General features: G+C 65.6%; 20 protein-coding genes, 4 tRNA genes and 1 pseudogene. 18 read left to right on the top strand and 7 right to left on the bottom strand.

Annotated elements, in window-relative coordinates; genetic code table 11:
• Positions 1–26: 26 nt before the first annotated feature.
• Entirely contained in the window at positions 27–1,400 is a 1,374-nt protein-coding gene (locus tag ACW9UL_RS13965; RefSeq protein WP_457787371.1) for an MATE family efflux transporter, read from the bottom strand.
• 149 nt (positions 1,401–1,549) lie between these two features.
• Between ACW9UL_RS13965 and pdxB the strand changes: the two genes are divergently transcribed.
• The 3 genes from pdxB (at position 1,550) to ACW9UL_RS13950 (ending at position 3,788) form a co-directional block, all read left to right on the top strand.
• On the top strand, positions 1,550–2,680 hold the full coding sequence (pdxB, locus tag ACW9UL_RS13960; RefSeq protein ID WP_457787370.1) for a 4-phosphoerythronate dehydrogenase PdxB: 1,131 nt from the start codon (positions 1,550–1,552) through the stop codon (positions 2,678–2,680).
• A gap of 167 nt (positions 2,681–2,847) precedes the next feature.
• Positions 2,848–3,333 carry a glutathione peroxidase gene (locus ACW9UL_RS13955; protein WP_021444509.1) on the top strand — a complete coding sequence of 162 codons (486 nt, stop codon included), beginning with the start codon at positions 2,848–2,850 and terminating at the stop codon, positions 3,331–3,333.
• Complete coding sequence (locus ACW9UL_RS13950) at positions 3,330–3,788, top strand: MarR family winged helix-turn-helix transcriptional regulator (protein WP_021444510.1); 459 nt, start codon at positions 3,330–3,332, stop codon at positions 3,786–3,788. The genes ACW9UL_RS13955 and ACW9UL_RS13950 overlap by 4 nt, the downstream gene beginning before the upstream one ends.
• Positions 3,789–3,833: 45 nt before the next feature.
• Here the strand turns inward: ACW9UL_RS13950 and ACW9UL_RS13945 are convergent, their stop codons facing one another.
• Positions 3,834–6,155: a hybrid sensor histidine kinase/response regulator gene (locus ACW9UL_RS13945; RefSeq protein ID WP_457787369.1), complete on the bottom strand. Its 2,322-nt coding sequence runs from the start codon at positions 6,153–6,155 to the stop codon at positions 3,834–3,836.
• A 106-nt stretch (positions 6,156–6,261) separates the two neighbouring features.
• Here ACW9UL_RS13945 and ACW9UL_RS13940 point away from each other — a divergent pair, with 106 nt between their 5' ends.
• Together ACW9UL_RS13940 and msrC are read left to right on the top strand one after the other, a co-directional pair.
• Positions 6,262–7,152, top strand: a complete 891-nt coding sequence (locus ACW9UL_RS13940) for an ATP-binding protein (RefSeq protein WP_457787368.1) — start codon at positions 6,262–6,264, stop codon at positions 7,150–7,152.
• The gene (gene msrC, locus ACW9UL_RS13935) at positions 7,149–7,631 is read left to right on the top strand and encodes a free L-methionine (R)-S-oxide reductase MsrC (RefSeq protein ID WP_457787367.1); all 483 of its coding nucleotides are present in this window, start codon (positions 7,149–7,151) and stop codon (positions 7,629–7,631) included. Before ACW9UL_RS13940 ends, msrC begins: the two co-directional genes overlap by 4 nt.
• Positions 7,632–7,720: 89 nt before the next feature.
• Here msrC and ACW9UL_RS13930 read toward each other — a convergent pair whose 3' ends face one another.
• Entirely contained in the window at positions 7,721–8,377 is a 657-nt protein-coding gene (locus ACW9UL_RS13930; protein WP_457787366.1) for a glutathione S-transferase family protein, read from the bottom strand.
• Positions 8,378–8,417: 40 nt separating this feature from the next.
• Positions 8,418–9,185: a hypothetical protein gene (locus tag ACW9UL_RS13925; protein ID WP_457787365.1), complete on the bottom strand. Its 768-nt coding sequence runs from the start codon at positions 9,183–9,185 to the stop codon at positions 8,418–8,420.
• A gap of 222 nt (positions 9,186–9,407) precedes the next feature.
• Between ACW9UL_RS13925 and ACW9UL_RS13920 the strand changes: the two genes are divergently transcribed.
• The 9 genes and pseudogenes from ACW9UL_RS13920 (at position 9,408) to ACW9UL_RS13880 (ending at position 17,843) form a co-directional block, all read left to right on the top strand.
• Positions 9,408–9,483 (top strand) — tRNA-Glu (locus tag ACW9UL_RS13920).
• A gap of 27 nt (positions 9,484–9,510) precedes the next feature.
• Positions 9,511–9,586: transfer RNA gene (locus ACW9UL_RS13915), tRNA-Gly, on the top strand.
• A gap of 44 nt (positions 9,587–9,630) precedes the next feature.
• Positions 9,631–9,706: transfer RNA gene (locus tag ACW9UL_RS13910), tRNA-Glu, on the top strand.
• 21 nt (positions 9,707–9,727) lie between these two features.
• Positions 9,728–9,803, top strand: a tRNA-Gly gene (locus tag ACW9UL_RS13905).
• Between the two features lie 700 nt (positions 9,804–10,503).
• A pseudogene (locus tag ACW9UL_RS13900) lies at positions 10,504–10,847 on the top strand (Hsp20/alpha crystallin family protein); the annotation flags it as partial.
• Between the two features lie 98 nt (positions 10,848–10,945).
• Positions 10,946–13,789, top strand: a complete 2,844-nt coding sequence (gene clpK / locus ACW9UL_RS13895; protein WP_457787364.1) for a heat shock survival AAA family ATPase ClpK — start codon at positions 10,946–10,948, stop codon at positions 13,787–13,789.
• A 290-nt stretch (positions 13,790–14,079) separates the two neighbouring features.
• On the top strand, positions 14,080–14,550 hold the full coding sequence (locus ACW9UL_RS13890; protein ID WP_021441646.1) for a phosphate-starvation-inducible PsiE family protein: 471 nt from the start codon (positions 14,080–14,082) through the stop codon (positions 14,548–14,550).
• Between the two features lie 322 nt (positions 14,551–14,872).
• Positions 14,873–16,654 (top strand): monovalent cation:proton antiporter-2 (CPA2) family protein, encoded by a 1,782-nt coding sequence (locus ACW9UL_RS13885; protein WP_457787363.1) that lies wholly within the window; start codon positions 14,873–14,875, stop codon positions 16,652–16,654.
• 220 nt (positions 16,655–16,874) lie between these two features.
• Positions 16,875–17,843, top strand: a complete 969-nt coding sequence (locus ACW9UL_RS13880) for an LLM class oxidoreductase (RefSeq protein WP_021441644.1) — start codon at positions 16,875–16,877, stop codon at positions 17,841–17,843.
• A 150-nt stretch (positions 17,844–17,993) separates the two neighbouring features.
• Here the strand turns inward: ACW9UL_RS13880 and ACW9UL_RS13875 are convergent, their stop codons facing one another.
• The 3 genes from ACW9UL_RS13875 to ACW9UL_RS13865 all read right to left on the bottom strand — a co-directional run bounded on the left by ACW9UL_RS13875 (position 17,994) and on the right by ACW9UL_RS13865 (position 21,996).
• Positions 17,994–18,815, bottom strand: a complete 822-nt coding sequence (locus ACW9UL_RS13875) for a CmcJ/NvfI family oxidoreductase (protein ID WP_457787362.1) — start codon at positions 18,813–18,815, stop codon at positions 17,994–17,996.
• A 172-nt stretch (positions 18,816–18,987) separates the two neighbouring features.
• Complete coding sequence (locus ACW9UL_RS13870; RefSeq protein ID WP_021441642.1) at positions 18,988–19,395, bottom strand: PA2817 family protein; 408 nt, start codon at positions 19,393–19,395, stop codon at positions 18,988–18,990.
• A gap of 153 nt (positions 19,396–19,548) precedes the next feature.
• Positions 19,549–21,996, bottom strand: coding sequence for an acyl-CoA dehydrogenase (locus ACW9UL_RS13865; RefSeq protein WP_457787361.1), 2,448 nt, complete (start codon positions 21,994–21,996; stop codon positions 19,549–19,551).
• 143 nt (positions 21,997–22,139) lie between these two features.
• On the opposite strand from ACW9UL_RS13865, the gene ACW9UL_RS13860 reads away from it, so the two are divergent.
• The 4 genes from ACW9UL_RS13860 to ACW9UL_RS13845 all read left to right on the top strand — a co-directional run bounded on the left by ACW9UL_RS13860 (position 22,140) and on the right by ACW9UL_RS13845 (position 25,850).
• Complete coding sequence (locus tag ACW9UL_RS13860) at positions 22,140–22,802, top strand: transglutaminase-like domain-containing protein (protein ID WP_457787360.1); 663 nt, start codon at positions 22,140–22,142, stop codon at positions 22,800–22,802.
• 157 nt (positions 22,803–22,959) lie between these two features.
• Positions 22,960–23,892: an ABC transporter ATP-binding protein gene (locus ACW9UL_RS13855; RefSeq protein WP_122107062.1), complete on the top strand. Its 933-nt coding sequence runs from the start codon at positions 22,960–22,962 to the stop codon at positions 23,890–23,892.
• Positions 23,889–24,683: an ABC transporter permease gene (locus ACW9UL_RS13850; protein WP_021442092.1), complete on the top strand. Its 795-nt coding sequence runs from the start codon at positions 23,889–23,891 to the stop codon at positions 24,681–24,683. Before ACW9UL_RS13855 ends, ACW9UL_RS13850 begins: the two co-directional genes overlap by 4 nt.
• Positions 24,684–24,833: 150 nt before the next feature.
• Positions 24,834–25,850 carry an efflux RND transporter periplasmic adaptor subunit gene (locus ACW9UL_RS13845; RefSeq protein WP_021442091.1) on the top strand — a complete coding sequence of 339 codons (1,017 nt, stop codon included), beginning with the start codon at positions 24,834–24,836 and terminating at the stop codon, positions 25,848–25,850.
• Positions 25,851–25,852: the final 2 nt, after the last annotated feature.

The following is a 25,852-nucleotide window of genomic DNA, read 5'->3' as shown; positions in this document are numbered from 1 at the left end:
TATGGCCTCGGCGCGCCGGGTTCGACTCAGGCCGTCGCACGAATCCGTTTGCGCGCGCTGCGTGCCAGGCGCACCGCCAGCATCAGCGCGGCGCAGGTCAGGCCGACCACCAGGCCCTGCCACAGCCCGCTGGGACCGCTGGGTTCGCCCAGCCAGTCGGAGAGCCCCAGCGCATAACCCACCGGCAGGCCGATGCCCCAGTAGGCGAACAGCGTCAGCAGCATGGTGATGCGCGTGTCCTGGTAGCCGCGCAGGGCGCCGGCGGCGGTGACCTGGATGGCGTCGGAGAACTGGAACAGCGCCGAATAGACGATCAGCGTCGCCGCCACCGCGATCACCGCCGCATCCGGGGTATAGATCTGCGCGATCTGCTCGCGCAGCAGGAGCATCAGGCTGGCCGACAGGCAGGCATAGGCCAGCGCCGCGGCCATGCTCACCCCGGCGGCGAAGCGCGCCTCGCGTGGCTGGCCGCGGCCAAGCGCCTGGCCGACCCGCACGGTGGCGGCCATGCCCAGCGAGTAGGGGATCATGAACACCATGGAGCTGAAGTTCAGCGCGATCTGGTGGCCGGCCACCACGGTAGCGCCTAGGCCGCCGATCAGCAGTGCGATCACCGCGAAGATGCTCGATTCGGCGAACACCGCCACGCCGATCGGTACGCCGATGGCCAGCAGACGCCGGATCACCGCCCATTGCGGTCGTTCGAAACGGGCGAACAGGGCGCTGGGGCGGTAGTAGGGCGCCCATTTCACCCAGACCAGCATGCCGATCAGCATGAAACCCATCACCAGAGCGGTGGCCCAGCCGCAGCCGACGCCGCCCATGGCCGGCAGGCCGAGCTTGCCGTAGATGAACACGTAGTTGGCGGGAATGTTCAGCAGCAGGCCGAGAATGCCCAGCACCATGCTCGGCCGGGTATGGCCGAGGCCGTCGCTGAAGCAGCGCAGCACGTGATACAGCGCCACCGCCGGGAAGCCGCAGGCCACCGCGCGCAGATAGCCCATGGCCGAGGTGATCAGCGCCGGTTCGATGCCCATCAGGCGCAGGATGAATTCGGCGTTCCACAGCAGCGCCGCCGCGCCGCCGCCGACTGCGAGCGCCAGCCACAGCGCCTGGCGCACCAGCGGGCCGATCGCCGCTTCCTCGCCGGCGCCGAAGCGCTGCGCCACCTTGGGCGTGGTGGCCAGCAGGATGCCGGTCATCAGCAGGAACACCGGCACCCAGATGGAGTTGCCCAGCGCCACGGCGGCCAAATCCCGCGGGCTGACCCGCCCGGCCATCAAGGTGTCGACGAACCCCATGGCGGTGTGCGCCAACTGGGCGATGATGATCGGCGTGGCCAGGACGAGCAGGCTGCGCAGTTCCGTGCGCACGCGACCAAGGCGAGTGTCGGTAGACATTTCGATTCTTCGGGAGGGCAGAAAACCGCGTAGTCTACGCTCTGACGTGTCGGTCAGGAAAGCGCGCCGTGGCGCTCTGCGCAGGGGCCTGCGGGGCGACGCTGGCGCCGCTCTGACATAGAATGGCGGCCTGATCCCTGGAGCCCGCCATGCATATAGTCGCCGACGAAAACATCCCCCTGCTCGACGAGTTCTTCGCCGGGTTCGGCAGCATCCGCCGCTTGCCCGGACGCGCCATCACCGCGGCCGACGTACGCGACACCGATCTCTTGCTGGTGCGCTCGGTGACCCGCGTCGACCGCGCGCTGCTGGAAGGCAGCCGCGTGCGTTTCGTCGGCACCTGCACCATCGGCACCGATCATCTGGATCTCGACTACTTCGCCGAGGCCGGCATCGCCTGGAGCAGCGCGCCGGGCTGCAACGCCCGCGGCGTGGTGGACTACGTGCTGGGCAGCGTGCTGACCCTGGCCGAGCGCGAAGGCGTCGACCCGGCCACGCGGGTCTATGGCGTGGTCGGGGCAGGGCAGGTCGGCGGGCGCCTGGTCGAGCTGCTGCGCGGCCTGGGCTGGCAGGTGTGGGTGTGCGACCCGCCGCGGCAGGCGGCCGAAGGCGGCGATTTCGTCGACCTCGAGCGGATCGTCGCCGAGTGCGAGGTGATCAGCCTGCATACGCCGCTGGACGCCGGCACCCGCCATCTGTTCGATGGCGCGCGTCTGGCGGCGCTCAAGCCCGGCGCCTGGCTGATCAACGCCAGCCGCGGCGCGGTGGTGGACAACGCCGCGCTGCGTCAGCTGCTGCCGCAGCGGCCGGATCTCAAGGCGGTGCTCGACGTCTGGGAAGGCGAGCCGCAGGCCGACGTCGAACTGGCCGCGCTGTGTCAGCTGGCCACCCCGCATATCGCCGGCTACAGCCTGGACGGCAAGCTGCGCGGCACGGCGCAGATCTACCAGGCCTGCTGCCGCGCCCTCGGCCTGCCCGAACAGGTGCGCCTGGCCGACTTGCTGCCGGAGCCCTGGCTGAGCGAGGTGACGCTGGACGGCACTGCCGACCCGGCCTGGGCGCTGGCTGCCCTGTGCCGCGCGGTGTACGACCCGCGCCGCGACGATGCGGATTTCCGCCGCAGCCTTATCGGCGACGCCGAGGCACGCCGCGCCGGCTTCGACCGTCTGCGCAAGCACTACCCGATGCGCCGCGAACTCGACGGCCTGCGCGTGCGCCTGCAGGGCGAGGCGCCCGAGCTGGCGGCGCTGGTACGGGCGTTGGGGGCTACCCTCGCATAGGGAACCGCCGGGCCGCCCAGGCCGCGCGCACCGATTGTCGAGGGCAAAGGCAGGTGGGGCCGCATGACGCACTATCCATGCGCCTTATCGTTCGGTAATTAAATTGCACGCAATCTAATTGCTCGCTATTTTGTTTGGCACATCCAGCCCACTTCAGGACGACTCCCATGAGCAACGCACTCTTCGATATCCCGGTCACCACCATCAAGGGTGAGCAGAAGACCCTCGCCGATTTCGGCGGCAAGGCCGTGCTGGTGGTCAACACCGCCAGCAAGTGCGGCTTTACCCCGCAGTACAAGGGCCTGGAAAGCATCTGGCAGCAGTACAAGGACAAGGGCCTGGTGGTGCTGGGCTTTCCCTGCAACCAGTTCGGCAAGCAGGAGCCGGGCGACGAGGGGGCGATTTCCGAGTTCTGCGAGCTGAACTTCGGCGTCAGCTTCCCGCTGTTCAAGAAGGTCGACGTCAATGGCGCCGATGCCCATCCGCTGTTCGTCCAGCTGAAGAAGCGCGCCCCCGGCCTGCTCGGCAGCCAGGGCATCAAGTGGAACTTCACCAAGTTCTTGATCGGCCAGGACGGTCAGGTGATCAAGCGCTTCGCCCCGACCACCAAGCCGGAGGAGCTCTCCAGCGAGATCGAAGCCCTGCTCAAATGACCGCTTTCGATAGCGCCCAACTGCAGCTGGACAACCAGCTGTGCTTCAAGCTCTACGCTGCCTCGCGTGCGGTGATCCGCGCCTACAAGCCGATGCTCGACGCGCTGGGCCTGACCTACCCGCAGTACCTGGCGATGCTGGTGCTCTGGGAATGGCAGGCGCAGGCGCCCGAGCAGCCGACGCTGAAGGCCCTGGGTCAGCGCCTGCAGCTGGACTCCGGCACCCTCACGCCGCTGCTCAAGCGCCTGGAGCAGATGGGCCTGGTGCAACGCCGCCGCGCCGCCCACGACGAGCGCGAGGTGCACCTGGCCTTGAGCGAGGCGGGCAGAGCGTTGCAGGCGCGGGTGGCGCCGCTCAAGGCGCAGCTGCTGTGCCAGTTCGGCGGCGAGGAGCTGGCCGAGCTGGACGGCTTGCGTCAGCGCCTGGATCGCCTGCTGAGCCGACTCGGCACCTAGGGGGTGCCGCGGGGCCGCCCAGGTCCTGCGCGCCAGCCGCAGCGCTCAACGCGTGACCGCGGCCGGCAGCCAGGTATCGAGCAGGGCGGCCAGCTCCTCGCGGCGGAAGGGCTTGGCCAGGTAGTCGCTCATGCCGGCGGCGCGGCAGCGTTCACGCTCGTCGGACAGCGCATTGGCGGTCAGCGCGACGATCGGCAGGTCCGGCCAGCGGCCGTTGCGGCGAATCCGCCGGCTGGCCTCATAGCCGTCCATCACCGGCATGTTGCAGTCCATCAGCACCAGGTCGACGGCCTCGCGCTCCAGCAGGTCCAGGGCTTCGCCGCCATGCCCGGCGACCAGCACCTGGCAGCCCAGCTTGGCCAGCATGCCCTTGGCCACCAGCTGGTTGACCGGGTTGTCCTCCACCAGCAGTACCCGCGCCGAGCGCTCGCTCGGCGCCTGGGCGTGGGGTGTACCACCGGCGCTCGGCGCATCGCTGTGGAGGATATGGCGGAGCATCTGCAGCAGGCCGGCGCGCGCCAGCGGGCGGGCGATCTGCTGCAGCGGGGCGAGGCGCTGGGCCTGATCAAGGGGCAGGAAGTTGCCGTAGGCGGTGACCAGCAGCACCGGCGTGTTCAGCGCTGGACGCAGGTCGAGCAGGCATTCCGGGCAGTCGCTGATCAGCAGGTCGGCGTCCACGCCGAGCAGGCTGGCGTCGGTGTCCAGGCGCCGGTAGTGCAGGCCCCAGACAGGCAGCCACTGGCTGAGCACCTGGTGCAGGCCGCTGCTGGCCGGGGTGAGGGCGACGATGCGGCCGTGCAGGGTCGGTTGCGCCGCCGCCTCGGCATGCGCCGGCAGCGGTAGCTCGGCGCAGAACTCGCTGCCGAAGCCTTCCTTCGATTGCAGGCCGAGGCTGCCGTGCATGGCCTCGCACAGGCGGCGGGTCAGCGCCAGGCCGAGGCCGGTGCCGCCGTACTCGCGGGTGATGCCCACCTCGGCCTGGGCGAACGGCTGGAAGATGCGCGCCTGGGCGTCTTCGGCGATGCCAATGCCGGTGTCGCGCACGCGGATGCGCACGCCGTCCGCGCTGCGCGATACCTGCAGGTCGACGCGGCCGAAGCGGGTGAACTTCAGCGCATTGGACAAGAGGTTGCTGACGATCTGCCGCACCCGGGTCGGGTCGCCGACGACCTGGGCGGGCAGGTCGGGGGCGATCAGGCAGGTCAGCTCCACCGCGCCGGCGGCGTTCTGCGACAGCAGGCTGGCGGTCTCCTCGGCCAGCACGCCGAGGTCGAAGGGAATCTGCTCCAGCTCCAGCTGGCCGGCCTCGAACTTGGACAGGTCGAGGATGTCGTTGAGCAGCTCCACCAGTACCTTGCCGGAATCGTGGGCGATGCCCAGCTGCTGGCGTTGCTCGGCGCTGAGCGGGGCGTCCAGGGCCAGGGCGAGCATGCCCAGCAGGCCGTTGAGCGGGGTGCGGATCTCGTGGCTCATGTTGGCGAGGAAGGCCGAGCGGGCCTGGGCCATGTTCAGTGCGGTGGTGCGCGCCAGTTCCAGCTCGCGGTTGGACTGGCTGAGGCGGGCGTTGGCAGCCTTGAGCTCGGCGGTGCGCGCCGAGACGATATTCTCCAGCTCGGCCAGGTACTGGGTCAGGCGATCCTCGGCGTTGCGCCGCTGCTCGATTTCCTGGGCGATGCTCGACAGTTGGCGGTTGGTCACCTCGACCAGGGTGCCGATCTCGTCGCGTTCGTGGCCCTTGGGGCAGGGCACCGGGCGATGCTGCGGGTCCTGCGGGTTGCGCTCGCTGAGCGCGCGGATCACCCCCACCAGCGGCTTGGTCAGCATGAAGTAGAACAGCACCAGGAGGATCAGCGACAGCAGCAGGCTGCGGGCGAAGCCGGTCAGCAGGGTCAGCAGCGAGCGGCGCAGGAAGTGGCTGCCGAAGGCGTAGGTGTCCACCTCCAGGCGCAGCTCGCCGAGCGCTTCGTTGGGTGCGTGGGCGACGTAGAGCGGGTCCTGGAACTGGCGCTGGGCGCCGAACAGGCTGTCGCTGAACACCCGGTAGCGACTCTCGCTGCGCGGGCGGCTGACGCTGGCCAGCACCAGGCCGCTGTTGTCGATCAGTTCGGCGCGGGTCACCGCCGGCGAACGCAGCAGGCCGAGCACCAGTTCCTGGGCCAGTTCGGCGTCGATGTTGTAGGCGATACGGGCGGCGGGGTTGTGGCTGATTTCCAGCAGCGCGCGAATCTCGCGGTTGATGGAGGCCTCTTCGCTGGCATAATCGATCGCCACCTGGGTGACGCTGAGCAGCGTGCCGAGGATGAACGCCACCAGCACGGTCAGGCCGGCCTGTCGGAACGACAGGCGATGGGTGAGCGATATATCCATGGCGGCGGGCGTGGTCTCTGATCCGTGGCGCCTGCCAAGCATAGCCGATAGCGGCGCCGGACCGGCAGAGCCCGCAGCGTGCGGCCCTGCGCAAAAGGAGTAGAGCGTGGATTCCCGATTGCAGAGCTTTCTGGCGCGTGCCGAGCAGGTGCTGGCGCGCCTCGAACCCCTGTTGCCCGCAGTGCGGGCGGAACTGGACTGGAACCGGAGCCTGGCCGCGCGCTGGCAGCGCGACGGCCGCAGCGGTTTCCTGCAGCCCCTGGCGGTCAGCCTCGACCTCGGCTTGCACGACCTGCTCGGCATCGACGCCCAGCGCGAGCAGCTGGCGCGCAACACCCGCCAGTTCGTCGCCGGCCTGCCGGCCAACCACGCGCTGCTGTGGGGCGCGCGCGGCACCGGCAAATCGTCGCTGGTGCGCGCGCTGCTCGCCGAGCATGCGGCGGCCGGCCTGCGCCTGATCGAGATCGAACGCGATCACCTGGCCGACCTGCCGCGGGTGGTGGAGCAGCTGGCGCGCCTGCCGCAGCGTTTCGTGCTGTTCTGCGACGACCTCTCGTTCGAGGCCGGCGAGGGCGATTACCGGGTGCTCAAGAGCGTGCTCGACGGCTCGCTGGAGCGCGCGCCGGACAACGTGCTGCTGTACGCCACCTCCAACCGCCGACACCTGATGCCGGAGAAGCAGAGCGACAACGAGAACTGGCAGATGATCGACGGCGAGCTGCACCCCAACGAGGCGGTGGAGGACAAGATCGCCCTGTCCGACCGTTTCGGCCTGTGGCTGTCGTTCTACCCCTTCAGCCAGGAACACTACCTCGACGTGGTGCGCCACTGGGTCGAGGTGCAGGCGGCGTCGGCCGGCCTGCGCTGGCAATGGAGCGAGACGCTGGAGAAGGCCGCGATCCGCTGGGCCCTGGGCCGCGGCAACCGCAACGGCCGCTGCGCCTTTCAATTCGCCCGGCATTGGGTCGGGCTGCAACTCTTGGAGCAAGACGCATGATCGACCTTTCCCAGACCGGCTCCGGGCTGGACGGCTACCCCCTGCTGGCGGCGCAACTCGAAGCGCTGCTCGCCGGCGAGCGCGACTTCATCGCCAACGCCGCGCAGTTTTCCGCCTTCCTGTTCCACGAACTGGCCGACCTGAACTGGGCCGGGTTCTACCTGGCCCAGGGCGAGCAACTGGTGCTTGGCCCCTTCCAGGGCAAGGTGGCCTGCGTGCGCATTCCCTTCGGGCGCGGCGTGTGCGGCACGGCGGCGGCGAGCCGGCAGACCCAGCGGGTGGAGGACGTGCACGCCTTCGCCGGGCATATCGCCTGCGACAGCGCCTCCAATAGTGAGCTGGTGGTACCGCTGATCAAGGACGGCCGGCTGATCGGCGTGCTGGACCTGGACAGTCCGCTGACCGGGCGTTTCAGCGAGGTCGATCAGGCCGGCATCGAGGCGCTGGCGGCGATCTTTCTGGCGGCGACAGATTGTTGAGTCGCCAGGCAGCCCCGGATTGCATCCGAGCTACTGAGGATTAAGTCGGGTAGTCGATTAGGGTGGACAACGCGCAGCTTGTCCACCGATCAACGCGCGCGGATCTTCTCCAGGGTGCGCAACTCGCGCGGCAGCAGCTGCTGCACCGAGGCGCGCGCCGTGATCCGGGCGTAATGTGCGGCCAGGTGCGGCCAGCGCGCCGCATCCAGCGTCTCGCCGCCGTGTTGCATATTGATCAGCTGGCAGGCGAGGGCGAGGTCGGCCATCGACAGGCGCTCGCCGACCAGGTACTCGGCGTCCCCCAGCACGCCCTCCAGATAGTCGAAATGCCCCGGCAGTTTCTCCAGCGTGGCCTGCACCTTGGCCTCATCGCAGGGCTGACCCAGGCTGGGTTTCAGCGTGCGGTTGCGAAACACGCCGAAGGTGCACAGCGGAGCGAGTTCGTAGTCGGCGTACTTTTCCAGCCAGCGCACCTGGGCGCGCTGCGCCGCGCCTTCGCCGTACAGGGCCAGGTGTTCGGGGTAGCGCTCCTCCAGGTACTGGCAGATGACGCTGGAGTCGGCCAGGGTCAGGTCGCCGTCGCGAAACGCCGGGATGCGCCCCAGTGGATTGAGCTCGCGGTACCAGTCGGGCTGGCCGAACGGGGTGACGACCTCCAGCTGGTAGTCCAGGCCCTTTTCCAGCAGGCACAGGCAGAGTTTGCGGACGAAGGGGGAGAGCGGCGCCCCGTAGACGGTCAGACTCATCGGAACTCCTTATGGGGTACGGCGGATCGCTCGGCAGACGCTAGTCGTAGATATTCTTCTTCTTCCAGTCGTCGTCATCCAGGTTCTTCAGCCCTTCGGTCAGCTCGCTGGGCGCATCGGCCGAGGGCTGCACCTTGTCCAGCACCAGGGCGTTGGCGCTCGCCAGTTGCTGTTCGAAGTGCTTGAGCTGGGTCTGGTACAGCGCCGGTTCCGGTTGTTTGCGCAGGTACTGCGCGCCGCGCTCGAAGGCCAGGCGCGCCTGGCCCGGCTGGTTCTGTTGCAGGGCCTGCTGGCCGAGGTTGCCGAAGAACTCGATATGCAGCTGCACCAGCATCTGGCGGATCTGCTGGAGCCAGTGCTTGCCTTCATTGGCCGGCAGCAGACCGATCTGCGCCGAGCCGGTGATCAGGGCGTGCAGGTTTTCCAGAAGGTAACGCACGTCCTTGGCCTTGGCTTCGTTGAGGATGGGTTGCGGGGCGTTGTTCACCGGGATCGACTCGCCCCGGGCCACCAGCGCCTTGAGTTCATCGATGCGACCCTTGAGGCCGACGTTGCCCTTGTCCAGCGGCAGCAGGCGCTCGCTCAGTTGCAGTTGCAGGCGGCTGAGCAGCAGTTTCAACGCTGCGCTCATCAACTGGCCGGGCATCTTTTCCGAGACGTCCAGGCAGCGGCGGATACGGTCGTTGAGATCGGCTTTCTGCCGGGCTTTTTCCAGCTTGCTGTTCTCGACCATGTGATTGACGTAGGCGATCACGATCAGCAGCGCGATGCCTCCGACTATCAGCAGGGTAATCACGAGTGGGGACACTGCTTGAACCTCTCGAGTGCTGGTTTTTCGTCCGAGTGTAGTGGCTTGGCTGCAAGGCTCCTAGTGCCACGTCAATTTATGGCCTGAAGTCTTTGATTTTGAAAAATTTTTAGAGAGAGGTTGACGACCTCCTAAAGCCTCCCTAGAATGCGCGCCACTTCCAGCGCAATGCTCGAAACAGAGCGAGGGAAGCCGGAAAAGCTGTTGTAAGTTCCGGGCTGCGTCCCCTTCGTCTAGTGGCCTAGGACACCGCCCTTTCACGGCGGTAACAGGGGTTCGAGTCCCCTAGGGGACGCCACTTTCCATGGGGAAGTGGGTTGTACATGCGGGAATAGCTCAGTTGGTAGAGCACGACCTTGCCAAGGTCGGGGTCGCGAGTTCGAGTCTCGTTTCCCGCTCCAGATTCGCCAGGCTTGCTGCGGCAGGCGGGCAACCAAGTTCCAAGGTCCCCTTCGTCTAGTGGCCTAGGACACCGCCCTTTCACGGCGGTAACAGGGGTTCGAGTCCCCTAGGGGACGCCATTTTCTGTACCAAGTTGTATTGCGGGAATAGCTCAGTTGGTAGAGCACGACCTTGCCAAGGTCGGGGTCGCGAGTTCGAGTCTCGTTTCCCGCTCCAAATTATGATTTTCAGGCATCCAGCACAGTCTGAAGATCGTTGAAAAAAGGGCCTTACGGCCCTTTTTTCGTTTCAGCCATAGCTAGCGGAATCTGCCCCCGGCCAGGTGTTCAAAGTCCACCTCTACGGGGGGCGTGGTTTCCGGATGGTTGCCGGAGGAGTGCGGCCGGCGAGGCAAAGCATCGGGTCCGGACTCTTGTTCAGGAGTTCGTTCATGGCACTTGCAGGTGTCACCGTCCGGCAGGCCCGCCCCACCGGCGCAGACTATCCCCCCTGACGTTGACGGCCTTTCTTTGGCGATATCCGCCAGGATCGAACGGAAGCAGAAGCTCCGGGCTGTCCGTTCGGCCATGGAGAACAGTTGGCTCGCACACCGCAGGCTGGACCTCAAGGACGGGCGGCAAAGCACGCGCATCCTCGACAAGAACCTGCTGCCCTGGGCGCCCTAACGGCGCGCACCGTCGAGTGCTTCCACGCCAACCAGCGGGTGGCCAGTCGCTCGCGGCACGCTTCCAGCACAGCAGCTTCCGTTCCGTCTGGCACAGGGATGCCGCCGGTGCCTGGTGTGTGCTGTTCGACGATGATGGAGCACTCGGGAGCTGAATCCGCGCCCGCCTTCTGAGCTAGATAAGTCGCTTGACTTCTAGCCTGCCAAGCGCAGACTTTGTCAAGTATTGCAACAGTCCCCTTGGGCTTGGCTGGATTTGGTTTTCTGGCGCTTGCCGTGCCGCGCTTGCCGTTCGACTGGCGAGGCATGCTGCAGCTGGCGCTGGATTCTCAGGAAACCAATAAGCAGTACAAGATGTCCTTCGACGTTCCCGGTGTCGAAGAAAAGGACTTCCAGATCACGCCCGACAACGACCTGCCGATGGTGCGAGGTGAAAGCGCCAGGAGCTGGAGAAGAAGGAAGGCGGCTTCCCTCGTGTCGAACGCCCCTACGGCAGTTTCCAGCGTGCACTGAACCTGCCTGACGATGCCAACCAGGATTCGAAGCGCGAAGCAAGTGCACCTAAGCACGGCCGTTCGATTCCGATTGGCAGCTAACTCGGAAAGTCCCTTGCGGTCGCCACGAAATCCAACCGGGAGACGAGGTGCCGCGGCCTGCTGCACCTCGTCATCCGAATGACCCGAGGAGCGTCCGCATGGCCAGGAAACAGTGCCAAATCTGCGGCCAACCCGCCACCGCGCGGGTGGAAGCCAATCTCAATGGTCGCCGCACCACCATGCTGTTGTGTGACGATCACTACCGCCAACTGGTGCGCCAGCAAAAACGCGCCATTTCCCCGCTGGAAGCCCTTTTCGGCTCGCGCAGCGGCTTGTTCGAAGATTTTCTGGGCAGCGATTTCTTCCGCATCGGAGAAGAGTCGGCACCGGCTGCAGCCGATGCCGATGAAGTAGTCGATGCGTCGTTTGGCGAACCAGCCTCCACAGCATCTGGCACGCCGCGCCGTCGCGGCAGCGGGCTGGCCAGCCGCATCAGCGAACACTCCGAGGTCCTGTTGCAGGAAGCCGCCAAGCGTGCCGCGGACTTTGGTCGTTCCGAAGTCGATACGGAACACCTGCTGCTGGCGCTGGCCGACAGCGACGTGGTCAAGACCATCCTGAGCCAGTTCAAGATCAAGGTCGATGACCTCAAGCGCCAGATCGAAGCCGAAGCCAAGCGCGGCGACAAGCCGTTTGAAGGCGAGATCGGCGTGTCGCCACGGGTGAAGGATGCGCTCAGTCGCGCCTTCGTCGCCTCCAATGAATTAGGACACTCCTACGTCGGGCCCGAGCACTTCCTGATCGGCCTGGCCGAAGAGGGCGAAGGGCTGGCCGCCAACTTGCTGCGCCGCTATGGCCTCACGCCGCAGGCCCTGCGTCAGCAGGTAAACAAGGTGGTCGGCAAAGGTGCGGAGGATGGCCGCGCCGAGACGCCGACCAATACGCCGGAGCTCGACAAGTATTCGCGCGATCTCACCAAGATGGCCCATGCGGGCAAGCTGGATCCGGTCATCGGCCGCGCGCAGGAAATCGAAACCACCATCGAGGTGTTGGCGCGGCGCAAGAAGAACAACCCCGTATTGATCGGCGAGCCTGGCGTGGGCAAGACCGCCATCGTCGAGGGGTTGGCACAGCGTATGGTGGCTGGCGAGGTGCCCGAGACGCTGCGCGACAAGCGCCTGGTCGAGCTGAACATCAATTCCATGGTGGCCGGCGCGAAGTACCGTGGCGAGTTCGAGGAACGCGTGCAGAAGGTGCTGAAGGAGATCTCCGAGCACCAGGGCGAGATGATCCTCTTCATCGACGAGGTGCACACCATCGTGGGTGCCGGCCAGGGCGGCGGCGAAGGCGGGTTGGACGTGGCCAACGTCTTCAAGCCGATGATGGCGCGCGGTGAGCTGAACCTGATCGGCGCGACGACGCTCAACGAGTACCAGAAGTACATCGAGAAGGACGCCGCGCTGGAGCGGCGCTTCCAGCCGGTCATGGTGCCCGAGCCAACGGTGGCGCAGACCATCATGATCCTGCGCGGCCTGCGCGATACCTTCGAAGCGCACCACAAGGTCAGCATCACCGAGGACGCGATCATCGCGGCCGCCGAGCTGTCCGATCGCTACGTCACCGCGCGCTTTTTGCCGGACAAGGCCATCGATCTGCTCGATCAGGCTGCCGCCCGCGTGAAGCTGTCGGCGACGGCCCGCCCCGTTGCGGTGCAGGAGTCGGAGGCCGAACTGCACCAGTTGCGCCGGGAGCAGGACTACCTGGCTTCCCGCAAGCAATACGACAATGCGGCGGAGGTCGGCAAGCGCATCGAAACCAAGGAAGCCGAACTCAAGACGCAGGTCGAGGACTGGGAACGCGAGCGCGGCTCGGGCAGCGCCGAAGTCAAGGCGGAGCACGTGGCGCAGATCGTCTCGCGCCTGACCGGCATCCCGGTCAATGAGCTGACGGTGGAGGAGCGCGAGAAGCTGCTGCACCTGGAGCAGCGGCTGCACGAGCGCCTGGTGGGGCAGGACGAGGCGGTACGGGCGGTGGCGGATGCGGTGCGGCTGTCGCGCGCGGGTCTGCGCGAAGGCAGCAAGCCCGTGGCCACGTTCCTGTTCCTGGGCCCCACCGGCGTCGGCAAGACCGAACTCGCCAAGGCGCTGGCCGAATCCGTCTACGGCAACGAGGGCGCCCTGTTGCGCATCGACATGTCGGAGTACGGCGAGCGTCATACCGTGGCGCGGCTGGTGGGCGCTCCGCCGGGCTACGTCGGCTATGACGAAGGCGGCCAGCTCACGGAGAAGGTCCGTCGCAAGCCCTACAGCGTGCTGCTGCTCGACGAGATCGAGAAGGCCCACCCCGACGTCTACAACATCCTGCTGCAGGTGTTCGACGACGGGCGGCTCACCGACGGCAAGGGTCGCGTGGTGGACTTCACCAACACCATCATCATCGCCACCTCCAACCTGGGATCCGACATCATTCAGCGCCGGCTGAAGGCGCGCGGAGCGGCCGGCGAGGAGTACGAAAAGACCAAGGCAGAGGTGATGGACGTGCTGCGCGGGCACTTCCGCCCCGAATTCCTCAACCGCATCGACGAGCTCATCGTCTTCCATGCGCTGGGCAGGGAGGAGATCCGCCACATCGTCGGCCTGCAACTCGATCGCGTGGCCCGCAGTGCCGCAAGCCAGGGCGTGACGCTGACGTTCGATGGGACGCTGGTCGATCACTTCGCGGAAGAAGGCTACAAGCCCGAATTCGGCGCTCGCGAGCTCAAGCGACTGATTCGCAGCGAGCTGGAAACGGCACTGGCGCGCGAGATGCTCGGCGGTGGCATCGGCAAGGGCGATCACGCCCATGCACGTTGGGACGACAAGGCGGAGCGGGTCGCCTTCGACCGCAAGCCAGCCGCTGCGGCCAGCGCCGAAGCTCCCGCCGAATCTGCGCAACCGCCGGGCTCGTCCAAGGAGCCGAGCAAGGGGGCGCGCAAGAAGAAGTCCGAAAGTGGTAAAGCATGAAGCGCGGGGCTGCCCTGATCCTGAACATTCGAGACGGGCAGCCCGTGCTTTCTCTTTGATGCGCCGGGCACCTCTCGGGTCGAGCCCGGCCTATCCAAGTACGACGTTCCCTGCGCGCGCGGGGTGGAGCACCTGGCTGCGCGACCTCCTGTCGTGACGACCTGGCGCGGCTGCCGACATCGCCCGCGACATGTTCACGCGCTTCGGCATGGACGAAGGCCTGGGCTGGCGCAAGAGGCGCAGCGACCGCGATTTCTCGTAGGAATGGCCTGTTTCTGAAGGAGTGGCGCATGAGCAACAGCAATCAGACCGGGACGACACTCGAACGACTCCGTCGTGAATGGGCGGTGATGACGTTTTACGAACGCTTCGAGCAGGCCGTCGCCATCATCCTTTCAGCGGTGATCGCGGTGATTATCCTGGTGTCGCTGGTGCAGCTGATTCACATTGTCTTCAGCCTGCTGATCATCGATGCATTCAACCCGCTCGACCACAAGATCTTCCAGACTGTGTTCGGCATGATCATGACGCTCCTGATCGCGATGGAATTCAAGCATTCCATCGTGCGCGTGGCCTTGCGCCGTGACAGCATCATTCAGGTCAAGACGGTCATCCTGATCGGGTTGATCGCGCTGTCCCGCAAGTTCGTGGTCCTGGATCCCGATGTCAGCCCGGCCAAAGTCGCGGCACTGGCTGGCGCCACCCTGGCCCTGGGTCTGACCTACTGGCTGTTGCGTGAGCGCGATGACCGCATTGCCTAGGACGCCATGCCTGACAGCGAGTGGCCCAGGCGACAAACGTCGAGTCTGGCCACGGCATCGCTTGAGCAGCCAGATAGCGCTGCCGGTTTGGACTTTGATCGGTATCGCCGCACTCGCCGGCGGCCTTTTACTCGGCGAAAGGGGGCTGTGGATCGCCCCGGGAGCAAGCCGACTTGCCTTGTTATTCGAACCGGCGGCAGCTGCGGCGCCGACGCTGAAGTTGTATGGCGCGCGTGCCATCCGGTCGGGTGAAGCACCCGAAATCGGGGCTGTACGAACGTTTACCTGTAACCGCTCCTGACATGGGCTGAGGGTCAAGGCTATGGCCGCTGAAGGCAACGCAGGACAATTATTGGGTGTCATCACGTTGCTCGCTGCGGCCGTGGTGGCAGTGCCGCTGCTCAAACGCATCGGGTTCGGCTCGGTGCTGGGTTACCTGGTGGCGGGGATGATGATTGGCCCCTTCGGACTGCAATTGATCCATGACCCCCACACCATCATTCAGGTGGGCGAGCTGGGTGTGGTGATGTTTCTTTTTGTGATTGGACTGGAGCTGAAACCCTCGCATCTATGGGAGCTGCGTGGGCAGATCTTTGGGCTGGGCAGCCTGCAGGTGGTGGTCTGTGCTTTTCTGCTCACCTTTGTCGGTATGGCCTTTGGTTTCCCCTGGCAGGTGTCGTTTGTGTGCGCAGCCGGTTTTGTACTCACATCCACGGCCTTGGTTATGCAAGTCCTCTCGGAACGCGGTGACATAACCGAGCCGAGGGGGCAGCGCATCGTGTCCATTTTGCTGTTTGAAGACCTGTTGATCGTGCCGTTACTGGCGGTGGTGGCATTTCTGGCGCCCACTGAATTGGTGCATGAACCCACTTCACCGCTTTGGCAGCGCATAGGTATCGCCGCCCTGTCCCTGGGCGCACTGGCGGCCATCGGATTGTGGCTGCTCAATCCGCTGTTTCGGATATTGGCCCAAGCCCGGGCGCGCGAGGTGATGACCGCCGCCGCGCTACTGGTGGTGCTGGGGGCAGCGCTGCTGATGGAAATCGGCGGGCTTTCAATGGCGATGGGGGCGTTCGTTGCCGGCGTGCTGCTGTCGGAATCCACCTTTCGCCACCAGTTGGAGGCCGACATAGAGCCGTTTCGCGGCCTGCTGCTGGGGCTGTTTTTCCTCGGCGTCGGCATGGCCTTGGATCTGCAAGTGGTGGCCACGAACTGGATGCTCATCACCTCTGGTCTGCTGGCGCTGATGCTGGTCAAGGCGCTGTGCATTTATGGGGTCGCGCGCCTCGCGAAGAGCCCCCATGGCGATGCGCTGGATCGCGCCGTGCTTATGGCGCAGGGGGGCGAATTTGCTTTTGTGTTGTTTGCCGAGGCGCTCAAGCTCAGGGTCATCAGTCCCGAAGTCAACGCCAATATGACGGCTATCGTGGTGCTCTCCATGGCCATTACGCCGGTGGCCTTACTGCTGTACAGACGTTTTGCCCGCGCACAGAGCGTTTCCATGGACGGTGTGGAAACCGCACAGAATCTGCAAGGCAATGTACTCATCATCGGTTTTGGCCGCGTGGGCCAGATTGCCTGCCAGGCACCCCTCGCTCAGGGAGCGAAACTTTCCATTATCGAGATAGATCCGGAGGTGATCCGCGCCGTGGAGCCCTATGGTTTCAAGGTCTATTACGGTGATGGTGCCCGCCATGAAATATTGCAGGCTGCCGGTGCCCATCACGCCCGCGCCATCATTATTTGTGTGGATGATAAAAAAGCCGCGACACGCATAGTCGAAAGTACGCGGCACTACTGCCCGCAGGTGAAGTTGGTGGTGCGCGCCTTTGACCGCGAACACGCGCTGGAGCTGGTCAAGCACGACGCCGACTACATAGTGCGGGAAACCTTTGAGGCCGCCCTGCTGCTAGGCCGTCAGGCCGTGCTGACGCTGGGTGCGTCGGAGCTCGAAGCCGACGCGGTAACCGACGAAGTGCGCAAACGCGATGCCGAACGTTTTGCCCTGGAAACAGCGGGTGGTCTGTTTGCCGGGCGAGCGTTGGTACTGGGAAACATCGAGCATATCGAACCGCCGAACCAAGAAGCGCGGGACGCCCAGTGAGCATTCATTCGGGATCGCATAGCTCTGTCGCCGTCGACCGTCTCGCCGTGTATCGCCGCCTTGCAGCGGGGGCAACGGGTGACCTCGCAACGCATCGCCCCTGGACTATCACAAACGCCCTGAGCGGCGTTCCGGGTGGCCTTGATAACGCTGATTTGATATCCGCTCGCAAGGATTTCTTTCAGCTCCTCAACATCTTTTGAAATAGGTAGGAGGGCGCATGTTCACTCCGAATTCCATTCCCTATCAGCGACAACCTGGCTTTCAGCGCACTTACCGCCAAGGCCGCCTGACCCTGGGTCTTTTCTTCCCCCTCGAAGCCTTTGCCGGTGATACGCCGAGCATGCTCGACCAGGCGAGCCTGGCCCAACGTGCCGACAAGCTGGGTTTCTCTGCTCTCTGGTTTCGCGACGTGCCGTTACGTGACCCCAGTTTCGGTGATTCGGGTCAGGTCTTCGATCCTTGGGTCTACCTGGGTTTTATGGCGGCACACACACACTCGATTGCGCTGGGTACCGCCTCGATCATCCTGCCAATCCGCAATCCCCTGCACACCGCCAAGGCCGCTACCAGTGTCGATCAGCTCAGCGGTGGTCGCCTGTTACTCGGTGTGGCTTCCGGTGACCGGCCGGTGGAGTTTCCCGCATTCGGTGTCGACCCGGAGCAACGCGACAGTCTGTTCCGCGAATACCTTCAGGTATTTCGCGAGGTTCAGCGCAGCAGTTTCGTGCCTTTGACCTGGTCCGGCGGCACGCTTGAGGGGGCGGATCTGATTCCCAAGCCGACCACGGCGGAAATTCCTTTCTTTGTCACCGGCCATAGCCGCCAGACGCTGGAATGGATCGCCCGCTACAGTCATGGCTGGATCAGTTATCCGCGCGCCCCAAAGACGCAGCAGCTGATTGTCGATAACTGGCGCACTGCGGTTCGTGCCGAATGTGGTGAGCTATTCAAACCCTTCACCCAGTCGCTATACATCGATCTGACGGATAACCCGCAGACACCGCCACGACCGATTCACCTGGGCTATCAATTAGGGCGATATCACCTGATCTCGCTGCTGCAAAGCTTGCAGGAGATCGGCGTTAACCATGTGATCATCAATCTGAAGTACGGCCAACGCCCTGCAGGCGAGGTGATCGAGGAACTCGGTCAGTTCGTTCTGCCCAACTTCGTCCTGGCAACATGAGGCGGCATGGTGCTGGAAAGCTACGACCCGCTGACAGCCGTCGTCGGCACCTGGGGCAATCCCTACCGACGAGGGGCGGCCGATCCCTGGTAAAGCGCGGGGGAGGGGCTCAAGTACCGCCCAGGGAGAGCCACGCCAGATGACCAGTACCTAGTCAAAGAAGGCCAGGGTGCGAACCTCGATACTCTCGCGCGGCGGGGCTCCCGGCGGCGTATTGGGATCCTGGAAGGCGGTGTGGGGGGTGAAGCGGGCGCGGCCGTCGTGACGCGAGTCATACCCCTTGATCAGCAAGACTTCGTCACGGCGCATGTCCGGAAAATAGTACCAGCGCTGGTGTGGATTGTAGGCCAGGTGGTAGATCTCACCGATCCGATCCGGATAGACCAGGTCGGTGGCCAGCAGGTCATTGGGGTCTAGCGTCGAGGCGTCCAGCACGGCCAGCGGCGAGCGCTTGACGGGCCCGCTCATCGGGCGCCAGAGGTTGATCTGAGCCACTGGCATCGCTGCCAGTGCGGCGGCCTGATCCCCGCCCAGCACGTCGCGGACACGCTCAGGCCCCGAGCGCTCGGTGTAGTCATTGTGCACACGGCTGGCTGGCCCACGAATATCCCGCCGCTCGGCGTCGCTGCGCCTGGTGTGGTCGAAGACGACGACCCGACTCGCGCCCGTCAACTCCATGATCAAGGCCTTGACCTCGTCGTAGTAGAGGTTTTCCACCGAGGTATCGTCGTAGAGGTCGGCGACCAGCGTATCCCGGCGATGGAATTCAAAGCCCTGCTTGTCCAGAGAAAGGCTGTCTGCCAACGGACGACCGTTGTGTATCGTGACCTCGCGCTCCTCCTGCTCGGCAAAATAGTGCGGTTCGCTGTCGCCGGTCAGCGCCTCGGTGTGCACATAGGGCTTCGCATCGTGCTTGACCAGGTAGGTGAGTGTTGCGATGACGCTAGCGGGCATATCAGTTGTGCGTTTCAAGTAATGCCTCCCAGTCTGCTGACCGCGCCCGGTGTGGTGTCACCGTGGCTGCGCTGTAGCTTGCATGTAGGCTCCCTTGCTCAATCATATGCCCTCGAACGGGTACTTTTAAATGCGCCCGTAGCGCTCCAACCCTGACTCCAGTTCCTTGATGGCGCGTGAAAAGGGCGATTCAGTGCCGGGGGCTATCGGTGGACAGGGCCAGCAGCTGCTTTTCCTGGTTCCAGTCGAACGGCTCGTCGTTCTGCTCGGCCTCGAAGCGGCGCTCGTCGAGGGCCTGGTACAGGGCGATTTCCTCGTCGGGCATGAAGTGCAGGCAGTCGCCGCCGAAGAACCACAGCAGGTCGCGCGGCACCAGGTGGGCGATCTGCGGGTAGCGATGGAAGATCTGGCTGATCAGGTCCTGGCCCAGGTACTGGCTGGACACCGGGTCGCGCGGCAGCTCGGCGAGCAGCTCGTCGTAGCGCTCGAGAAACAGCGCGTGGCTGTCGTCCAGGACCTGCTCGGCTTCGCCCAGGGCGACCAGGATGCCGCGCAGATGGTTGAGCAGGGCGAGGTGGTGTTCGAGGTGGCTGGCCATGGTGCGATTCCTGTTGGGTAAAACGGGCGCAGGAGTATAGAGAGCCTGGCGCCCGCTGTCCCGTTTCACCGGGCCTTGGTCGCTGTATGCGTAGCCCGGATGAAATCCGGGAAATCCTGCACATCTCTCCCGGATTGCATCCGGGCTAGGGTGTTAGCGCACCTTGCCGCGGCCGAGCTTGAGCTCCTCCTTGGCGAAGTCGTCGACGTCGATCACCCGCCGGCGCGCCGCTTCGGCGGCCTGCAGGCGCTGGCCCGCCTCGCCGTCGAGCAGGCCGGTGGCGATGGCCGCGGTGATGGCATCCTGGCCGGGGGCCGGTTGCAGGCTGCCGTCCTTGAGCGCCTGCTGCAGGCGTTTGCGCGCATCGCGGCTGGCGTCGATCAGCTGCAGCGCGTGTTGCAGGGCGCCGACCGCATCCTGCTCGGCTTGCGGCCGGTAGCAGCCGGCAAGCAGCGCCTCCAGCGCCGGATCGCCGGCCGGACGGCCGAGAATCGCCGCCACTTCGGCGTCCAGCGCGTCGCTCGGGCCGCGGTGACGGCGGCCGAGGGGGAACACCAGGATCTTGAGCAGGCAGCCGAAGGCGCGATTGGGGAAGTTGGCCAGCAGCTCGGCCAGGGCCCGTTCGGCGTGGAACAGGTTTTCCTCCATGGCCCAGCGCACCAGCGGCTGCACGGCTTGCGGGTAGTCCAGGTCGTGGTAGCGCTTGAGCGCCGCCGAGCCCAGGTAGAGGTGGCTGAGCGCATCGCCCAGGCGCGCGGACAGGCGTTCGCGGCGCTTCAGCTCGCCGCCCAGCAGCATCATGCTGCTGTCGGCGCACAGGGCGAAGGCCGCGGCCAGGCGGCCGAGGGCACGGAAGTAGGCTTGGCTGAGGTTGTCGCCGGGGGCCTGGCCGAAGCGCCCCAGGCTCAGGCCGAGCAGCAGGCTGCTGGCGGCGTTGCCGACGGCGAAGCCGATATGGCGCAGCAGCAGGGCATCGAACTCGGCCAGCGCCTGGTCCTTGTCGTCGCGCCCGGCCAGGGCCATTTCCTTGAGCACATAGGGATGGCAGCGGATGGCGCCCTGGCCGAAGATCATCAGGTTGCGCGAGAGGATGTTGGCGCCTTCCACGGTGATGGAGATCGGCGCGCCTTGCCAGGCGCGGCCCAGGTAGTTGCTCGGGCCCATGATGATGCCCTTGCCGCCGTGCAGGTCCATGGCATGGCTGACGCACTCGCGGCCGCGTTCGGTGAGGTGATACTTGAGGATGGCCGACAGCACCGAGGGTTTCTCGCCGAGGTCGACGGCACTGGCGGTGAGGATGCGCGCGCTGTCCATCAGCCAGGTGTTGCCGCCGATACGCGCCAGGGCCTCCTGAATGCCTTCGAAGGCGGTCAGCGGCACGCCGAACTGTTCGCGGATCTGGCTGTACTGGCCGCTGACCAGGCTGGCGAGCTTGGCCGCACCGGTGCCGCCGGCGGGCAGGGAAATGGAACGGCCGACCGACAGGCAGTTCATCAGCATCATCCAGCCCTTGCCCAGGTACTCCTGGCCGCCGATCAGGTAGTCGAGCGGGATGAACACGTCCTTGCCGCTGTTCGGCCCGTTCATGAAGGCGGCGCCCAGCGGCAGATGGCGATGGCCGATCTCCACCCCGGGGGTATCGGTTGGCACCAGCGCCAGGCTGATGCCGAGGTCTTCCTCTTCGCCCAGCAGGTGCTCGGGGTCATAGGCCTTGAAGGCCAGGCCGAGCAGGGTGGCCACCGGCGCCAGGGTGATGTAGCGCTTCTCCCAGTTCAGGCGCAGGCCGATGACTTCCTCGCCGTGCCACTGGCCCTTGCAGACGATGCCGGTGTCCGGCATGGCGCCGGCGTCGGAGCCGGCCAGCGGGCCGGTGAGGGCGAAGCAGGGAATGTCCTCGCCGCTGGCCAGGCGCGGCAGATGGTGCTGGCGCTGCGCATCGGTGCCGTAGTGCAGCAGCAGTTCGGCCGGGCCCAGGGAGTTGGGCACCATCACGGTGGAGGCCAGGTCGCCGCAGCGGGTGGCCAGTTTCATCGCCACCTGCGAGTGGGCGTAGGCGGAGAAACCCTTGCCGCCGTATTGCTTGGGGATGATCAGGGCGAAGAAGCCGTGCTGCTTGATGTGCTCCCAGGCCTTTTCCGGCAGGTCCAGCTGCTGGCCGACCTGCCAGTCGTTGACCAGGGCGCAGAGTTCTTCGGTGGGGCCGTCGATAAAGGCCTGTTCCTCGTCCGTCAGCTGCGCCTTGGGGTAGGCCAGCAGCTTGTCCCAGTCGGGGCGGCCGCTGAACAGCTCGCCGTCCCACCACACGGTGCCGGCCTCGATGGCGTCACGCTCGGTATCCGACATCGGCGGCAGCACGCGCTGGAACCAGGCGAACAGCGGGCCGCTGAACAGCTGGCGGCGCAGATCGACCAGCAGCACGAAGGCCGCCACGGCACCGGTGAGCGCCCACAGCAGCAGTTGCAACCAGCCCGGCACCGGGCTCAGCAGCGCCATGGCCAGCAGGTAGGCGGCGGTGATGCCCAGCGCGGGCAGGGCGGCGCTGCGGCTGTGGGCCAGGTAGGCCACGCCGAGCAGCAGAACCAGTAACCAGATAACGAGCATGTGTGTTCCTCCATGAGTGACAGCGGACGACGCCACGAGCTTAGTCGCGAATTGGCGGCAAGGCGGGGCAGCTTGGCCGGATCGCCGTTTTTATGGCGCGATCGGCGCGCTTAGACTGGGGCAAACCCTTGGGAGCACGACCCATGCAGACCTACCTGCAACCCGGCCGCTTCATTGACAGTGACCACCCTGCGCTAATCGAGTTCGCCGAGCGTTGGCGCGGCGCCGGGCGCGATCCGCGCGACCAGGCCGTGGCGCTGTACCGCGCGGTGCGCGACCATATCCGCTACAACCCCTATGTGTTCAGCCGCGAGCCGCAGACGCTGAAGGCCAGCCACGCGCTGCTCGCCGGCGAGTCCTACTGCGTGCCCAAGGCCAACCTGCTGGCGGCCTGCGCGCGGCATTGCGGCATTCCGGCGCGCATCGGCCTGGCCGACGTGCGCAATCACCTGTCGACGCCGCGCCTGCTGCAGTTGCTGCGCAGCGAGGTGTTCGCCATGCACGGCTACACCGAGCTGTTTCTCGACGGGCGCTGGGTCAAGGCCACGCCGGCCTTCAACGAGGCACTGTGCCGGGTGTTCAAGGTGGCGCCGCTGGAGTTCGACGGCGTCCACGACAGCGTCTTCCATCCCTTTAACGACAAGGGCGAGCGCTATATGGAGTACCTGGTCGATCACGGCCAGTTCGCCGACTTGCCCGAGCAGCTGTTCTTCGACCACCTGCAGCGCTGCTATCCGCATCTGTTCGCCGCCGACGCGGCATTCATGAGCGGCGACATGCAGGCCGAGGCGGCTGCTATCGACTGAATCGATAGTCAAGATCGCCAGGGCGGGCTTTTCTCCGCGCGTCGGCCTGGGTAGGGTGCAGGTCGGCATGCGCCGATGGCCGCAACAACCGGTTGCAAATCGTCGCCCCTACCCCCATCTATGCTGTCTTCACCCTAGCGCGGGAAACCCCATTTTCATGAGCTCCGCCCTGACCATCCGCCAGTTGACCAAGACCTATGGCAACGGCTTCCAGGCTCTGCACGGCATCGACCTGGACGTCGCCGAAGGCGACTTCTTCGCCTTGCTCGGCCCCAACGGCGCCGGCAAGTCCACCACCATCGGCATTCTCTCCACCCTGGTGAACAAGAGCGGCGGCACGGTCGAGGTGTTCGGCCACGACCTCGACCGCGAGCCGTCGGCGCTCAAGCGTTGCCTGGGCGTGGTGCCGCAGGAATTCAACTTCAACCAGTTCGAGAAGGTGTTCGACATCGTCGTCACCCAGGCCGGCTACTACGGCATTCCGCGCAGCATCGCCAAGGCACGCGCCGAGCAGTACCTGACCCAGCTGGGCCTGTGGGACAAGCGCAACGTCGCTTCGCGCGAGCTGTCCGGTGGCATGAAGCGCCGCCTGATGATCGCCCGCGCGCTGGTGCACCAGCCGCGCCTGCTGATCCTCGACGAGCCCACCGCCGGGGTGGACATCGAGCTGCGCCGCTCGATGTGGAGCTTTCTCACCGAGCTGAACCAGCAGGGCATCACCATCATCCTCACCACCCACTACCTGGAGGAGGCCGAGCAGCTGTGCCGCCACATCGGCATCATCGACCACGGCCGCATCGTCGAACACAGCAGCATGAAGGACCTGCTGAAGAAGCTGCACGTCGAGACCTTCCTGCTCGACCTCAAGGACACCCACGCGGTGGCGCCGCAGCTGCAGGGCTACCCGGCGCGGCTGCTCGACGACCACACCCTGGAGGTGCAGGTGGAGAAGAGCCAGGGTCTCAATGCGCTGTTCCAGCAGCTGGCGCAGCAGCAGGTGGAGGTGCTCAGCCTGCGCAACAAGACCAATCGCCTGGAGGAGCTGTTCGTCTCCCTGGTGGAAAAGAACCTGGCCAAGGTGGCGCCATGAATACCCAGTACCTCAACAGCGAATTCGCCGCCAACCTGGTGGCCCTGCGCACCATCGTCCACCGTGAGGTGCGCCGTTTCCTGCGCATCTGGCCGCAGACCCTGCTGCCGCCGGCGATCACCATGGTTCTGTACTTCGTCATCTTCGGCAACCTGATCGGCCGGCAGATCGGCGACATGGGCGGCTTCAGCTACATGGAGTACATAGTGCCGGGGCTGATCATGATGTCGGTGATCACCAACAGCTACGGCAACGTGGTGTCGAGCTTCTTCGGCAGCAAGTTCCAGCGCAACGTCGAGGAGCTGCTGGTGTCGCCGGTGTCGCCGCACACCATCCTCGTCGGCTTCGTCGTCGGCGGCGTGCTGCGCGGCCTGGCGGTGGGCTTCATCGTCACCCTGCTGTCGCTGTTCTTCACCCACCTGCAGGTGCACCACCTGGGTGTGACGGTGCTGGTGGTGCTGCTGACCGCGACCATCTTCTCCCTGGGCGGCTTCGTCAACGCGGTGTTCGCGCGCAACTTCGACGACATCTCGATCATCCCCACCTTCGTCCTTACCCCTTTGACCTATCTGGGCGGGGTGTTCTATTCGATCACCCTGTTGCCGCCGTTCTGGCAGGCGGTGTCGATGGGCAACCCGATCCTGCATATGGTCAACGCCTTCCGCTACGGCATCCTCGGCGTGTCGGACATCCGCATCGGCGTGGCCATCGGTTTCATGCTGCTGGCCACCGCGGTGCTGTACACCCTGTGCATTCGCCTGCTGGTCAGCGGCCGCGGCATGCGTCAGTAAGGGGTTCGCCGGAAGCGCTGGGCCGCGCCTGGCGAGGCCCCAGGCCGCCCAGGGATGGCAGGCCACAAAAACATAGGGAAATATCTTGCCCCGCTGTCATTGAGAGAGCAGAAGGTTAGACTCGGCTTATACATACAAGGGGGGTTGTATATGGCCGTGCTGCTGCGTTCCCTGCCACTGCTGTTGTCGGCGCTGCTGGCCGGTCAGGTGCTGGCCGCCGATGGACCGGTGGTGGAAGTGGTGCCGGTCAAGCAGATGGCGGTGCGCGACGAGCTGATCACCTTCGGCTCGCTGCGCTCCGACGAGTCGGTGATGATCCGCCCGGAAATCGAAGGACGTCTGGCCAGCCTGCATTTTCGCGAGGGCCAGGCGGTGACCGCCGGCGACCTGCTGGTCAGCCTCGACGATGCCATCGCCCGTGCCGAGCTGGCCCAGGCGCGCGCCAACCTCGACCTCGCCGAGAAGAACCACCAGCGCGCGCAGATGCTGTTCCAGCGCGGCGCCAGCAATGCCCAGGCCCTCGACGAGGCGCAGAGCCAGTTGCAGGCCGCCCGCGCCAGCCAGGCGCTGGCCCAGGCGCGGCTCGACAAGACCCAGATCAAGGCGCCCTACGACGGCGTACTCGGCCTGCGCCAGGCCAGCGTCGGCGACTACCTCAGCGCCGGGCAGAACATCGTCAACCTGGAAGTGCTCGACCCGCTGAAGGTCGACTTCCGCATCCCGCAGAAGGCCGTGGCCCAGGTACGCCTGGGGCAGACGGTGGAAATCAGCCTGGACACCTATCCGGGCGAGCGCTTCCAGGGCGAGATCTTCGCCATCAACCCACGTCTGGACGAAGTCGGCCGCAGCCAGGCGATCCGCGCCCATATCGGCAACGACGACCGCCGTCTGCGCCCCGGCCAGTTCGTCCGCGTCTCGGTGATCCTCGCCGAGCGCCCCGAGGCGCTGGTGATTCCCGAGGAGGCGGTGATGCCGGTGGGCGAGCAGCTGCTGGTCAACCTGGTGGTGGACGGCAGCGTCGAACAGCGCGAAGTGCGCCTGGGCAAGCGTTTCGACGGCCTGGTGGAGGTGCGCGAAGGCCTCGAGGGCGACGAGACGGTGATCAGCGCCGGCTGGCAGAAGGTGCGCCCGGGCCTGGCGGTGCGCAGCAAGAGCGGGGAGCGCTAGCG

This window comes from Pseudomonas sp. PL-6, assembly GCF_054110165.1.
This window is presented reverse-complemented; position numbering and strand designations above follow the sequence as displayed.

Coding starts and splice junctions, on each gene's coding strand:
- ACW9UL_RS13850 (WP_021442092.1), top strand. CDS start 23,889: ATGAATACCCAGTACCTCAACAGCGAATTCGCCGCCAACCTGGTGGCC.
- ACW9UL_RS13880 (WP_021441644.1), top strand. CDS start 16,875: ATGTTCACTCCGAATTCCATTCCCTATCAGCGACAACCTGGCTTTCAG.
- ACW9UL_RS13930 (WP_457787366.1), bottom strand. CDS start 8,377: ATGAGTCTGACCGTCTACGGGGCGCCGCTCTCCCCCTTCGTCCGCAAA.
- ACW9UL_RS13955 (WP_021444509.1), top strand. CDS start 2,848: ATGAGCAACGCACTCTTCGATATCCCGGTCACCACCATCAAGGGTGAG.
- ACW9UL_RS13890 (WP_021441646.1), top strand. CDS start 14,080: ATGAGCAACAGCAATCAGACCGGGACGACACTCGAACGACTCCGTCGT.
- ACW9UL_RS13855 (WP_122107062.1), top strand. CDS start 22,960: ATGAGCTCCGCCCTGACCATCCGCCAGTTGACCAAGACCTATGGCAAC.
- clpK (WP_457787364.1), top strand. CDS start 10,946: ATGGCCAGGAAACAGTGCCAAATCTGCGGCCAACCCGCCACCGCGCGG.
- pdxB (WP_457787370.1), top strand. CDS start 1,550: ATGCATATAGTCGCCGACGAAAACATCCCCCTGCTCGACGAGTTCTTC.
- msrC (WP_457787367.1), top strand. CDS start 7,149: ATGATCGACCTTTCCCAGACCGGCTCCGGGCTGGACGGCTACCCCCTG.
- ACW9UL_RS13860 (WP_457787360.1), top strand. CDS start 22,140: ATGCAGACCTACCTGCAACCCGGCCGCTTCATTGACAGTGACCACCCT.
- ACW9UL_RS13945 (WP_457787369.1), bottom strand. CDS start 6,155: ATGGATATATCGCTCACCCATCGCCTGTCGTTCCGACAGGCCGGCCTG.
- ACW9UL_RS13885 (WP_457787363.1), top strand. CDS start 14,873: ATGGCCGCTGAAGGCAACGCAGGACAATTATTGGGTGTCATCACGTTG.
- ACW9UL_RS13950 (WP_021444510.1), top strand. CDS start 3,330: ATGACCGCTTTCGATAGCGCCCAACTGCAGCTGGACAACCAGCTGTGC.
- ACW9UL_RS13965 (WP_457787371.1), bottom strand. CDS start 1,400: ATGTCTACCGACACTCGCCTTGGTCGCGTGCGCACGGAACTGCGCAGC.
- ACW9UL_RS13870 (WP_021441642.1), bottom strand. CDS start 19,395: ATGGCCAGCCACCTCGAACACCACCTCGCCCTGCTCAACCATCTGCGC.
- ACW9UL_RS13865 (WP_457787361.1), bottom strand. CDS start 21,996: ATGCTCGTTATCTGGTTACTGGTTCTGCTGCTCGGCGTGGCCTACCTG.
- ACW9UL_RS13845 (WP_021442091.1), top strand. CDS start 24,834: ATGGCCGTGCTGCTGCGTTCCCTGCCACTGCTGTTGTCGGCGCTGCTG.